Source organism: Streptomyces sp. NPDC001507 (assembly GCF_042894765.1).
In the GTDB taxonomy this organism is placed as follows: domain Bacteria; phylum Actinomycetota; class Actinomycetes; order Streptomycetales; family Streptomycetaceae; genus Streptomyces.
Genome location: NZ_JBIAVV010000003.1, coordinates 366457 through 378994, shown reverse-complemented (window position 1 = coordinate 378994; position 12538 = coordinate 366457). Strand labels below are relative to the sequence as shown.

The 12538-nt window shown below is 71.3% G+C and carries 9 protein-coding genes and 1 pseudogene; 1 reads left to right on the top strand and 9 read right to left on the bottom strand.

Translation table 11 applies throughout. The features are described from left to right. Positions 1–108 precede the first annotated feature (108 nt). Entirely contained in the window at positions 109–1104 is a 996-nt protein-coding gene (locus tag ACFY0K_RS12050; protein ID WP_390639730.1) for an ArsR/SmtB family transcription factor, read from the bottom strand. A 515-nt stretch (positions 1105–1619) separates the two neighbouring features. On the opposite strand from ACFY0K_RS12050, the gene ACFY0K_RS12045 reads away from it, so the two are divergent. Then, positions 1620–3578, top strand: coding sequence for a glycoside hydrolase family 15 protein (locus tag ACFY0K_RS12045; RefSeq protein ID WP_390639729.1), 1959 nt, complete (start codon positions 1620–1622; stop codon positions 3576–3578). Positions 3579–3610: 32 nt separating this feature from the next. Here the strand turns inward: ACFY0K_RS12045 and ACFY0K_RS12040 are convergent, their stop codons facing one another. The 8 genes and pseudogenes from ACFY0K_RS12040 to ACFY0K_RS12005 form a co-directional block, all read right to left on the bottom strand. Beyond that, on the bottom strand, positions 3611–5719 hold the full coding sequence (locus ACFY0K_RS12040; protein ID WP_390639728.1) for an FUSC family protein: 2109 nt from the start codon (positions 5717–5719) through the stop codon (positions 3611–3613). Positions 5720–5949: 230 nt separating this feature from the next. Further along, the gene (locus tag ACFY0K_RS12035) at positions 5950–6300 is read right to left on the bottom strand and encodes a hypothetical protein (protein WP_390639998.1); all 351 of its coding nucleotides are present in this window, start codon (positions 6298–6300) and stop codon (positions 5950–5952) included. Between the two features lie 238 nt (positions 6301–6538). Further along, positions 6539–6931, bottom strand: a pseudogene (locus tag ACFY0K_RS12030) (DNA polymerase III subunit beta); the annotation flags it as partial. Between the two features lie 84 nt (positions 6932–7015). Next, positions 7016–7777 carry an HNH endonuclease gene (locus ACFY0K_RS12025; protein WP_390639727.1) on the bottom strand — a complete coding sequence of 254 codons (762 nt, stop codon included), beginning with the start codon at positions 7775–7777 and terminating at the stop codon, positions 7016–7018. Next, positions 7774–9174: an AAA family ATPase gene (locus ACFY0K_RS12020; protein ID WP_390639726.1), complete on the bottom strand. Its 1401-nt coding sequence runs from the start codon at positions 9172–9174 to the stop codon at positions 7774–7776. The genes ACFY0K_RS12025 and ACFY0K_RS12020 overlap by 4 nt, the downstream gene beginning before the upstream one ends. A 90-nt stretch (positions 9175–9264) precedes the next feature. Beyond that, positions 9265–10098, bottom strand: a complete 834-nt coding sequence (locus ACFY0K_RS12015; protein ID WP_390639725.1) for a sugar phosphate isomerase/epimerase family protein — start codon at positions 10096–10098, stop codon at positions 9265–9267. Continuing rightward, positions 10095–11246 carry a dihydrodipicolinate synthase family protein gene (locus tag ACFY0K_RS12010; protein WP_390639724.1) on the bottom strand — a complete coding sequence of 384 codons (1152 nt, stop codon included), beginning with the start codon at positions 11244–11246 and terminating at the stop codon, positions 10095–10097. The genes ACFY0K_RS12015 and ACFY0K_RS12010 overlap by 4 nt, the downstream gene beginning before the upstream one ends. Beyond that, entirely contained in the window at positions 11243–12400 is a 1158-nt protein-coding gene (locus tag ACFY0K_RS12005) for a Gfo/Idh/MocA family protein (RefSeq protein ID WP_388596361.1), read from the bottom strand. Before ACFY0K_RS12005 ends, ACFY0K_RS12010 begins: the two co-directional genes overlap by 4 nt. Positions 12401–12538: the final 138 nt, after the last annotated feature.

The following is a 12538-nucleotide window of genomic DNA, read 5'->3' as shown; positions in this document are numbered from 1 at the left end:
CCCGAAACGCTCGCAGAGCACGTGTCCCGCGGACCACACCCTTCGACAGGGGTCTAAAGTCCCGTGCCGGCCGCCGGAGTTCGCCGCTCCGGCGGTACGGGGGCACACTCATGTGGCTCGTGGGGCGTGCCCCGAGGTCGACCTGAGCAACGCGGCCCCGAGCGGTGTGAGGGTGTGCAGCACGGTGTTGTGGCGGCGCCGGCTGATGACCAGGCCGGCGTCGCGCAGGACGGTCGTGTGATGGGTGGCCGTGGGCGTCGAGACGCCCAGCAGGCGGGCCAGTTCGGAGGTGGTCGCGCCGGGCGCGAGGAACCGCAGGGCGGCCGCGCGGGTACGGCCGAGCAGTGCGGCGAGCGTGGCGTCGGGCGGGAGTTCGGGGACGGCGCGGCGGGCCCCGTGCACGGGGTAGACCAGGACGGGCCGCAGGGTGTCGTCCGCCATCGAGACCGGTGACTGCCAGCAGAAGTACGAGGGGACCAGGCGCAGCCCGCGGCCGGCGAGATGCAGGTCCCGGTCCTCGACGTAGTCGACCTGGAGGACCGGCGGCTGCCAGCGGACGGCGGGCGACAGACTGCGGAGCAGTCCGTCGGCCCCCGTGTCGAGGGCGTCGCGCGCCAGCAGGGCACGCTCCGCGGCGACGGCGGCGGCGACACGGCTCTCGTGGGGGGCGATCACCGCTTCGTGGTAGGTGCGCAGAAGTTTGGCCAGTTCTTCCCTGGTCTGGCGTTCCACCAGCCGGGGCGCCCAGCCGGGGGCGCCGCTGAGCCGCTCCAGCATCCGGACCTCGTGGGCGACCCGCTCGGGCGGCGTGTCCACGACGGCCGCGAGTCCGCGGTCCAGGCCGTCGGCGGCCTCGTGCGGGGTGAGGAAGTCGGGCAGGTAGCGGGCCCGGGGCAGGATCGGGATCAGGAGCCGGCTCACGGCCGCGCCGAGCGGGGTGCTGGCGAGGGTGGTCCGGGTCTCGCGGTACCAGTCGGCGTAGGCCCAGCGGCCCCGCGAGGTCTGTAATCGGTGCAGGCTGCAGGCGATCTCCCAGAGCGGGTCGGGGGTGCTCGCCACCTGGACGCGGGTCAGGTCCTGAGGCGTGAAGTGGATGCGCAGCACGGGAACCGCCCCCCGAGTCGAACAGCCGTCCGGTCAGGAGCAGCCTGGGGCACACGGCTCCCGGGAACAACTCAGGAATCGGCCGCGACGGCGCCGGGACATGTCCGGACCCGCGCGGGCAGGCCCGGACACCGCCGGGCACGCTTCGAGGGGGCCCGGTCCGTCGACCGAACCCCCTCGGCTTTTCCCCCTCCGCGCCAGAACCCCCACGATCCCCCCGGATCCCCCTCCGAAGGCCCTGACGCCAGCTATGACCGGCGGGGCGGCGCGACGGTTGTACGCCGGTCCGGGATTTTCCGTCCGGGTCACGTGTACCGCCCGGCGGGGCACCAAACCGTTCCGCAGCGTGCTCACGCGTCACTGGACGTAGCGCGCTCCCGGTCCGCCTCCGGGAGTGATGCGAACCCCTTGCCCGCCGTGCAGTCTGGAGGTGGGAGCGCGTCGTGCGACCGCGAGCGGCGTGGCCGGCAGCGGCGACGTCACCGCCGGCGCCAGACGCAAGGGGAAGAGGCCCCATGAGCGAACACCCGCTGATCGAACACCATGGAATCATCGGTGATCTGCAGACTGCCGCGCTGGTCTCCACCGAGGGAACCATCGACTGGTTCTGCAGCCCGCGATTCGACTCGCCGAGTGTCTTCGGGGCGCTGCTCGACAGTGCGGGCGGTGGTCACTGGACGATCGCGCCCCGGGCACCGACGTACGCGACGAGGCAGCTCTACTACCCGGACACCTGCGTGCTGCTCACCAGGTTCATGACCGAACAAGGCGTCGGATCGGTCGTGGATTTCATGCCACCCGCTTCGCCACGCGATCCGACGAACCGTCACCGGCTGGTCCGCATGCTGCGGTGCACACGCGGTGAGATCTCGTTCGACATCGAGATCGCCCCTCGGTTCGACTACGCCCGCCAACCGCACGAGGTCACCCCGCACCCGGGCGGCTGGCATTTCGCCGGCCGCGACACGGAGGTGACCGTCCATACGGTGGACACACCCGGCGAGGAGTGCACGGGCGACCGGAGGATTCGCCACGGCGACGTGTGCATGACCGTGAGGCTGCGCGCCGGCATGACCCGGGGCCTGGTGCTGGAGACATTCGCCGACGGCCCGCCACGCACCGTCCCACCGGAGGAGTGTGAGCGGCTCCTGGAGGACACGATCACCTTCTGGCACCACTGGCTGGCGCGTTCGCGCTACACCGGGCGGTGGCGGGAGATGGTCAACCGCTCCGCCATGACGCTCAAACTCATGACGTACGCCCCGACCGGGGCGATGGTCGCGGCTCCGACCACCAGCCTGCCGGAACAGGTCGGAGGCGAGCGCAACTGGGACTACCGCTACGCGTGGGTGCGCGATGCCTCGTTGTCCCTGCACGCGCTGCTCGGACTGGGATTCACCGAGGAAGCCGTGGCGTTCACCGAGTGGCTGGGCAACCGCGTTCAGGAGTACGCCGGTCCGGGCGAGCACCCGCTGAAGGTCATGTACCGCATCGACGGCTCCTCCGACCTGGCGGAGCAGACCCTGGGCCACTGGGAAGGCTACCGGGGCTCCGCTCCGGTACGGATCGGCAACGGTGCCGCCGACCAGTTGCAGCTCGACATCTGCGGATCGGCGCTGGAGTGCCTCCACTTCGCCGACCAGCAGGGCCTGCCGACGACCTGCCGCATCTGGCAGGCGCTGATCAACACGGTGGACTGGGTGTGCGAGAACTGGGACCGTCCCGAAGCGGGCATCTGGGAGACCCGGGGCGGTGACAAGGACTTCACCTACGGACGGCTCATGAGCTGGACCGCGCTGGACCGGGCCGTCCGCATGGCCACGCGCAGCGGCCGCCCCGCCGAGGTGCAGCGCTGGACGAAGGAACGCGACGCCATCTACTGGCAGATCCTGCGGCGCGGGTGGAGTCCGCGGCGGGCGGCGTTCACGCAGTACCTGGGCAGCGACGTCCTGGACTCCGCACTCCTGCGGATGCCCGCGGTGGGGTTCATCCCCCCACAGGATCCGCGGTGGCTCTCGACCCTGGACGCGATCAGGAAGGACCTCGTGTCCGACGGCCTCGTGTACCGGTACGACCCCGCCGCCTCACCCGACGGACTGCTCGGTTCCGAGGGCACCTTCTCCGCATGCACTTTCTGGTACGTCGAAGCGCTCGCCCGCGCCGGCCATCTGCGTGAAGGACGGCTCGTCTTCGAGAAGATGCTCACCTACGCCAATCATCTCGGCCTGTACTCCGAGGAGATCGGGCTGACCGGCGAACAACTCGGCAACTTCCCGCAGGCGTTGACCCATCTCGCCCTCGTCACCGCGGCACTGAACCTCGATGCCCATCTCGACGCCGCCAAGCCCGGCTTCCCGCCCACCTCCCCGCTTCCGGTCCCCTTCCTCTACGCCCAGCCGATGTCAGCGGCAGCCGAAGGCCCGCCTTTCACGCCGACCACGCCGTATCCGTCGGACCACGTCATCCGCAGGTGAGCACACCCCCCGGGCGGAGTTCCGGCGGCGTTTCAGGCTGCCGCGTGGCGACGGGGGCGGTGGCGGGCGGCGATGGTCGCGGTCAGGGCTTCGACGGCGTCGACGGTCGCGGTGCTCAGAGCGACGGCGCGGCCGGCCGTGACACTGCCGGAGCCGTCGGTCGTCTCGGCCGGCAGACCTGAGCGGGCGGTGAAGGAGTCGAAGACACGTCGCAGTGCCCCCGGGGCCACGGTCTCGGCTCCGGCGGCGGCGCGGGCCAGGGCGGTGAGGTGTTCGTGCAGCGGATCGACCAGTTCGGTCAGCTCCGGCACGGTGTCCTGCGGGGTGCGCGGCAGGTTCTCACCCAGCAGGGTGGCGCATCCGGCGACCGTGGACACCTGGGTCCTGATCTGTTCCAGCTGCGCACCCGACCAGGGGCAGCGGTGTTCGGCCGGCTCGGCGTGCGACTGCTCCACCGCCGCTGTCAGGTGCCCCCTGAGCTGCCGTGATCGCGTTCGCAGCGCGTCGACGGCGGCCCGGTCGGCCGCCCCGACGTCGGCGTAGCCGGTCAGCAGCTCGGGCAGCAGCCGGTCCTGCACCCGCAGCCACTCCGCGAGGAGGCCCGGCACCCGCCGGGCGGACCAGGTCGGCCAGACCAGGAAGACGAGTACGGCGAGCGCGGCACCGACCACCGTGTCGGCGGCGCGCGCCCACGCCGTGGGCCCGGGCAGCCCGCCGACGTGGTGGATCAGGAAGACGATCCAGGTGGTCAGCCACAGGTTGAGCATCAGCTGCCCGGTCCGCAGGGTGACGAAGGACGCCGTGGCCAGCACCACCGACAGGGCGGCGAGGCCACCGGGCGACCAGTGCGGCAGGGACAGCACCCAGGCGAGGACGCCGCCCAGCACGGCCCCGGCCGCCCGTCCCCAGGCGCGGGCGACGGTGTGCCCGTACTCGGGGAAGAGCACCAGCATGGTGGTCAGGGCCACCCAGAAGCCGTGCGCGGAGATGCCGAGACCGCCCCACCCGCCGATCGACCGGCCGATGACCTCGGCGACCACCACGGCGACGGCGAGCCGCACCGCATGGCGGAAGATCGGTGACTGGGGACGCAGCTGCGCCCGGATCCGCCGGGCGGTGCGCGCCACGGAAGGGGTCCCCGCGTACAGGCCCGGCACCTCGGCGTGGGGCTCCAGCACATCGCCGAGGCGGTCGTCGGTCGAGGACCGGGCCAACTGCTCGGCCTGCAGCAGCCGCGCGGCCAGGTCGCGCGGGCCGCGCACGGGCGAGGCGGCCGCCCACGACTCCAGGAGGGAGCCGGCCGAGTCGGCGGAGCGGTGCACGCGGCCGGAGGCCACCGTACGGGAGACGGTGCCCAGCACCTGCGCGGCGGCGGCCAGCGCCTCCTGGTTCCCGGCCGCCGGTTCCGTCAGCCGGACGGTGTGCAGCGCCCGGCGGATGCGCTCGGCCTCGCCCAGCAGCCCGAACAGGGCCGCCGCGGCCGGCCGGCTGAACTGGGGCAGCAGGTCCAGGGTCTGCCGGGCCGCCGTGAACGGAGCGGTTACGCCCAGGGCGGCGGGGTCGGCCGCGACCGAGGCCTCGGCGAGCGACCGGTACAGGGCGCCGAGGGCGCGGCGCTGGGCGGCGAACCGTGGACCGTACGGCGGCAGCAGCTGCACCACCACGACGAGTCCGGTCCCGACCGCGATCCACCCGGCCATCACCAGGCCGCCGTGTACGCCGGGAGCGAGATCGGCCGTGATCATCAGCCCGATGACCACGAGGCAGCCCCGGATGCCCGACGCGACGCCCAGCGTCCGCCAGAGCCCGGTGGCGAACGCCGCGACCCCGAGCAACAGCAGGAACGCCCAGGTGGTGCCGTGCACCACGGCCCCCAGCACCGCCGTCGCGCTGAAGGCCACGGCCATCCCGAACGCGTTGACCACGGGATGGCGCAACGGGCTCACCAGCGTGCCGACGCCGCAGATGAACGCACCGACACTGGCCATGGACCCGGCCACCGGGTCGTCGAGGAGCAGGCCGAGGACCGTGGCGAACAGGACCGCCAGTACGGCCCGCGCGATCGCCGACGGGGCCGCGAACGCCCGTTGGATGCGCAGCCCGTCCCGGCCGATCCTGATCAGCGACGACCACCAGCGCATGTCCGGGCCTCCTCAGCGGCACGGCGCGGGAGCAGCGCTCTCATCTTCTGCCCGCCCCGGCGCGGCCGCCACTCGCTGTACCTGGACCACTGGCGGCCATAGGATCCAGCGAACGCGCACCCGCCCCCACGACACCTGCCCCACCCCGGATCGGACGGGGTGGGGCAGGCTCTCGGGGAAGCCGGTCAGGGGAGACCGGCGTATTCAGCTTCGGCGCGCTGCGGCCGGATTCAGCGGACCGTGACGGACACGTTCTTGGAGACGGTGCTGCCGTCCTTGACGCGCAGGACCTCGACGCCCTTCTTGTCGAACTTGTCGGTGAGCTTGTAGGACGCCTTGGCGACCTTCGCGGTCGCGGGCAGCGAGACCCACTTCCTGCCGTCCTTGACCTGGAGGGTCACCCTGCTGCCCTCCCTGATGCCGTCGGCCTTGCCGGTGAAGGTGACGACATCGCCCAGCCTGACGGTGGTGGCGCTCGCCTTGACGGTGATCGAGGGGGCCGGAGCCGGGGCGGCGACGGCGGCGGTGGCACCGGCGGCGACGAGCGCGGCGGAGGCCACGGCGACGGTGGCGATACGCATGTTCACAGAGAACTCCTTGGTTTTGAATTGCCTTTTCCAACCGCAATCCAGGGCCATTTGCTCACCCTTGCGACCGACTCGAATCCTATAGACACGACCTGGCCGGACGCGGTTCCAGGCAATCCAAAAAAACATGAACTGACAGGTAAGCCACAGCAAATCGAAAAGGGCAGGCGACCGTGAACAGGGAATATAAAAAAGAGACCTGTGTGAATAAGTCCTCACAAGGATGCTGCGGTCAGTTCTCCAGCCGGACCGGCATCAGGAGCGAGCAGGTGTCCTCGTCCTCGGGCCGGCGGATCGCGATCGGCGCCGTGGGCGCGCCCAGCTCCAGAACCAGCCGGTCGCGGGCCCCGGCGGCCAGCGCGGCCAGCAGGAACTCACGGTTGACGGCGACGCGGTCCGGGTCGTCGTCGGCATCGGCACAGAGGGCCACCGCGCCGCCGTCCGCCACCCTGAGCACACTGAGGTCGGGTGCCCCGGGCTCTCCGGAGCGGACGGGACCCGTCTCCAGAGCCTGCCGGAAGGCCGCCACCTCGACGACGGTGCGGCGTCCGCCGGGCCGGGGCAGGAGCCGGCGGTAGTCGGGGAAGTCGTGGTCGAGACACCGGCCGACCGCCTGCCGCTCCCCCCAAGGCGGGCCCCACCACCCCGGCGTTGATCTTCTCCTCTGATGGCTGGGCCGCGTTCGTCGGGGCCGTGCGGGACGGGCGGATTAGTAGCTGACGCCCCGGAAGTGCAGGAAAGCGGCCCGCAGTTCGGGCTCTCGGAGGAGTTCGAGGACCTCCTCCTCGCCGATGAACAGGGCATCGGCCGCCGGATGGCCGGACTGGTGGAACATGGCGACCAGTACGTCGATGAGAGGGCGGTTCCAGGCGACCCGAACGATCCGCGCCGCCTTGTCACGGTCTCCCTTGTCCATGGCTATGCGCCACAGCTCGATGGAATCCCTGGCCGTCCAGTAGGCGTCCATGCGTCCCTTGACCAGGACCGCTCTTTCGTTGAGGCCGAACACCTCGATGCAGGCCCGTCCCCGGTCGGTCAGGCCTCGGTACGTTCCGAGCGGGAGCACCAGTCGTAGGTGGTCCAAGGGGTCCTCGGCCGTCGGGTCGACGAGCAGGGGGCTGCCGTCGGCCGCGGTGGGGAAACGGCTCCGCTTCTGGTTGCTGTTGCAGAACGAGCAGGCGAGCAGATGGTTGAGCCAGTCGAAGGTGCGCAGCGGAGCAAGGCTCTTCGGCTCGAAGTGGTCGATGTCCGTGCCCTGGCTGTCACCACAGTACATACAGCGTTCGTGGCCGGGTGCCATCTCCGCGAGCCCCATGAGAAGTGCGGGGCGGACCCGCCGACGGTTCTCCCAGAGCTCCTTCGCCCTGTCCCTGCGTTCCTTATCCGTGGCCCGCTGCCGGATGTCGTCGGTGTAGTCCCTCAGCCGTTCCGTCGCGGCCGCCGGCAGGACAGCACGCCGAAGCCGGATCACTCCGATTCGTCCTTGATCGCCTCCGCGATCCGCCGGAGGTGCGTACCCACCTCGTCCACCCGGGCCGACGGCGAGCTGGCAAGCCGCCCCTTGAGTTCCCGGTAGCGGGCGAGCGACTCCGCCGACGGCGCCCCGTCGTAGATCTCCGCTTCCAACTCGACGAACTCGGCCCTCACCTGCTCGGCCCGCTCGGAGTAGGGCGTGTCGAGACCGAAGAGGTCGGAGAGGACCGCGTCGTCGCCGCTGCCGTACACCACCCGGTCGTAGAGGTCCTGGTCGACGACCTCGGGCGGCCGCGCCTCGTCCACGCCGGGCAGCCTGACGAGGCCGCCGGGGTCGGCCGCCTGGCAGATGTAGGGGCTGTGCGTCGTGACGATGAACTGGATGCGCGGGAAGTGGGCGGTCAGCCAGGGGCCGATCCGGCGCTGCCAGGAGACGTGCAGATGGGCGTCGATCTCGTCGATAATGACAACGCCGGGTGTCATCAGCGCGATCGACCCGCCTCCGGCCTCCCATGGACCGGAGGCCCACAGGTCGTCGCCGAACACGTCGTGCAGTTGCTTGAGGATGTCGACGACGAGCGCCGCCACCGTACGGAACCCGTCACTCATCTCCCGCAGGGGGAAGCGGCTGTCGTGCCGCTCGACCCACAGCCCCTCGGAGTCGACGTCATCGATCCGGTACCCGTCCGGCAGCAATCCGTCTCCGAGCAGCGCCAGTGCGAACGTCTTGAGTCCCCGGGCACCCCCTCTGCCTTCCAGCGCACGCAGATGTTGTTCGATCAGCCAGGCGACGCCTTCGGCGAGGGAGGCGTCCTCGTGGAAGAGACTCGTGTGCCTGGCCACGGGCCCGGACGCCAGCATCAGCCGTTGCACCTCGCCCGAGCCGCCGGCCATCCGCCGGAACGGCCCGTAGGCCGCGGAGAACCAGCCCGCGGGATTGTCAGCCCAGGGACCACGGCGGGCGATACTCGTCTGCGCCTTGGTGTACCTGATCTCGTCGAGCCCGGACTGGACGCCCCGGCGGACCGGAACTCTGCCCGCCATGCCGTCGCGGGGCGTCTTCCAGCGGAGCCCGGCCCGGAAGTCGTGGGCAGGCGGACGGCCCTGCGAGAACCGGTCGTGCTGCGTGTCACGGCTGATCTCGACCTCGACCTGACCCGCCGTACGCTCTTCCGTCACCCAGTTCTCGAACTGGGGCACCAGACTGCGGGCCACCGCCGGCCCGGTCAGCGCCAGCGCCATGGCCCGCAGCAGCGTCGTCTTGCCCGAGCCGTTGCGCCCCGCGAGCACCGTCCACCCGGCGTGACTTCCGTCGGGGCGGGTCAGCGTGAGGTCGACTTCGCGGGGGCCGTGGAAGGACTTGATGTCCTTCACGATGATCCGGCTGACGTACATGGTCGTCGGCGTCCGTTCGCTCGGGTGTCACCCCGATCTTAGGGGCGTGGCCTGCCCGGCATCACGGGAAGCGGGCAGGCCACCGGCCCGTCAGTCCGCCGTGTGCGCCAGGAACCGGCTCGCCGTCTCCGCGAGCACCTCCCGCCCGTCCCTGGCCCAGAGCCCGTCGTTGAAGAGCTCCACCTCGATGGGGCCGGTGTACCCGGCCGCCTCCACGTACCCCTTCCACTCGCGCATGTCGATCGAGCCGTCGCCGAGCTGGCCGCGGCCGTTGAGGACGCCCTCGGGCAGCGGGGTGGTCCAGTCGGCGAGCTGGAAGGTGTGGATGCGGCCGCCCGCGCCGGCCCGCGCGATCTGCTCGGGCGCCCGGTCGTCCCACCAGATGTGGTACGTGTCGACCGTGACCCCCACCTGGTGGGCCGGGAAGCGTTCCGCGAGGTCCAGGGCCTGGGTGAGGGTGGAGACCACGCAGCGGTCGGAGGCGAACATCGGGTGCAGGGGCTCGATGGCCAGGCGTACGCCGTGCCGTTCGGCGTAGGGGCCCAACTCGGCGAGGGCGTCGGCGATGCGTTCGCGGGCGCCGTGCAGGTCCCTGGAGCCGGCCGGCAGGCCGCCGGAGACCAGGACCAGGGTGTCCGTGCCGAGGGTCGCGGCCTCCTCGACCGCCCGGCGGTTGTCGGCGAGCGCGGCGGCGCGCTCGTCCGGGTCGATCGCCGTGAAGAAGCCGCCCCGGCACAGAGTGGTGACCGTAAGGCCGGCCTCGCGGACCAGCTTGGCGGTCGCCTCGACGCCGTACGCCTGCACCGGCTCGCGCCACAGGCCGACGCCCGGCACGCCCAGCTCCTGGCAGGCGTCGGCCAGTTCGGGCAGCGAGAGCTGCTTGACGGTCATCTGGTTGATGGAGAAGCGCTCCAGGGACGTCATCGGGCGACTCCGTACAGGGCGAGGAGGGTCTTCATGCGGTCCTCGGCCAGCTTCGGGTCCGGGAACAGGCCCAGCCCGTCGGCGAGTTCGTAGGCGCGCGCGAAGTGCGGCAAGGAGCGTGCCGACTGGAGGCCGCCGACCATCGTGAAGTGGGTCTGGTGGCCGGCCAGCCAGGCCAGGAAGACCACGCCCGTCTTGTAGAAGCGGGTGGGGGTCTGGAAGAGGTGCCGGGAGAGCTCGACGGTGGGGTCCAGGAGGCCCCGGAAGGCAGCCGTGTCGCCCGTGTCCAGGCGCCGTACCGCCTCCGCCGCCAGCGGCCCCAGCGGGTCGAAGATGCCGAGCAGGGCGTGGCTGAAGCCCTGCTCGTCGCCCGCGATCAGCTCGGGGTAGTTGAAGTCGTCGCCGGTGTAGCAGCGGACGCCCTGCGGCAGGCGGCGGCGCAGGTCGACCTCGCGCTGCGCGTCCAGCAGGGAGACCTTGATGCCGTCGACCTTGTCGGGGTGGGCGGCGATGACCTCCAGGAAGGTCTCGGTGGCCGCGTCGAGGTCGGCCGAGCCCCAGTAGCCCGCAAGCGCCGGGTCGAACATCGGGCCGAGCCAGTGCAGGACCACCGGCTCGGCGGCCTGGCGCAGGAGATGGCCGTAGACGTCGAGGTAGTCCTCGGGGCCGGTGGCGGTGGCGGCGAGCGCGCGGGAGGCCATCAGGATGGCCTGGGCGCCGGACTCCTCGACGAGCGCGAGCTGCTCCTCGTACGCGGTCCGGATCTCGGCGAGGGTGCCGCCGGTGATCTGGTCGGTGCCCACGCCGCAGGCGATCCGGCCGCCCACCGCTCGGGCCTCGGCGGCGCTGCGGCGGATCAGCTCGGCCGCGCCCGCCCAGTCCAGGCCCATGCCGCGCTGGGCGGTGTCCATCGCCTCGGCGACACCCAGGCCGTGCGACCACAGGTGACGGCGGAAGGCGAGGGTGGCGTCCCAGTCGACGGCGGCGGGCGCGTCGGGGTTGGTGTCGGCGAACGGGTCGGCGACGACGTGCGCCGCCGAGAAGACCGTACGGGAGGTGAAGGGGGTGCCCGGGGTGACGGCGAGCGGCTCGGTGCGCGGCTCGTAGGCCCGCAACGACCCGTCCGGGGCGGGGAGGTGGATGGTCACAGCGCGATCTCCGGGACCTCGATGCGGCGGCCCTCCGTCGAGGACTTCAGGCCCAGCTCGGCGAGCTGCACGCCGCGGGCGCCGGCCAGCAGGTCCCAGTGGTAGGGGGCATCGGCGTAGACGTGCTTGAGGAACAGCTCCCACTGGGCCTTGAAGCCGTTGTCGAACTCGGTGTTGTCGGGGATCTCCTGCCACTGCTCGCGGAAGGCGTAGGTGGCCGGGATGTCCGGGTTCCAGACCGGCTTGGGGGTGGCACTGCGGTGCTGGACCCGGCAGTTCCGCAGGCCGGCGACCGCTGAGCCTTCGGTGCCGTCCACCTGGAACTCGACCAGTTCGTCGCGGTTGACGCGGACCGCCCAGGAGGAGTTGATCTGGGCGACGGCGCCGCCGTCGAGCTCGAAGATGCCGTACGCGGCGTCGTCCGCCGTCGCGTCGTAGGGCTTGCCGTTCTCGTCCCAGCGCTGCGGGATGTGGGTGGCGGTGAGGGCCTGGACGGACTTCACCCGGCCGAACAGCTCGTGCAGCACGTACTCCCAGTGCGGGAACATGTCGACGACGATGCCGCCGCCGTCCTCCGCGCGGTAGTTCCAGGACGGGCGCTGCGCCTCCTGCCAGTCGCCCTCGAAGACCCAGTAGCCGAACTCGCCGCGGACCGAGAGGATCCGGCCGAAGAAGCCGCCGTCGATGAGCCGCTTCAGCTTCAGCAGGCCGGGCAGGAAGATCTTGTCCTGGACGACGCCGGACTTGACGCCCTTGGCGTGCGCGAGCCGGGCCAGCTCCAGGGCGCCGTCGAGGCCGGTGGCCGTCGGCTTCTCGGTGTAGACGTGCTTGCCGGCCGCGACGGCCTGCTTGATGGCCTCCTCGCGGGCGGAGGTGACCTGGGAGTCGAAGTAGATGTCGATGGTGGGGTCGGCGAGCACGGCCGCCAGGTCGGTGGAGATGTGCTCGTCGGACAGGCCGTGGCGGTCGGCGATCTCGCGGAGCGCGTGCTCGCGACGGCCGACGAGGACGGGTTCCGGCCACAGCACCGTGCCCTCGCCGAGGTCGAGTCCGCCCTGTTCGCGCAGGGCGAGGATCGAGCGGACGAGGTGCTGGCGGTAGCCCATGCGCCCGGTGACGCCGTTCATGGCGATACGCACCGTCTTGCGGTTCACGTGTTTCCCTTCGTCCGCGTGCGTCTCAGCAACGCAGCAAGCGCTTTCTACATGGTCTGAAGTTAGCCTTTGACCCCTGGTCTGTACAAGACCGTGATGGGGTCGAGTTGTTCGAGGGGGCGAACAACAGGAGTGAAT

Bases quoted from the DNA above. Each gene is read 5' to 3' on its own strand.
- ACFY0K_RS12035 (WP_390639998.1), bottom strand. From the start codon at position 6,300: ATGCGTATCGCCACCGTCGCCGTGGCCTCCGCCGCGCTCGTCGCCGCC.
- ACFY0K_RS12020 (WP_390639726.1), bottom strand. From the start codon at position 9,174: ATGTACGTCAGCCGGATCATCGTGAAGGACATCAAGTCCTTCCACGGC.
- ACFY0K_RS12045 (WP_390639729.1), top strand. From the start codon at position 1,620: ATGAGCGAACACCCGCTGATCGAACACCATGGAATCATCGGTGATCTG.
- ACFY0K_RS12040 (WP_390639728.1), bottom strand. From the start codon at position 5,719: ATGCGCTGGTGGTCGTCGCTGATCAGGATCGGCCGGGACGGGCTGCGC.
- ACFY0K_RS12015 (WP_390639725.1), bottom strand. From the start codon at position 10,098: ATGACGTCCCTGGAGCGCTTCTCCATCAACCAGATGACCGTCAAGCAG.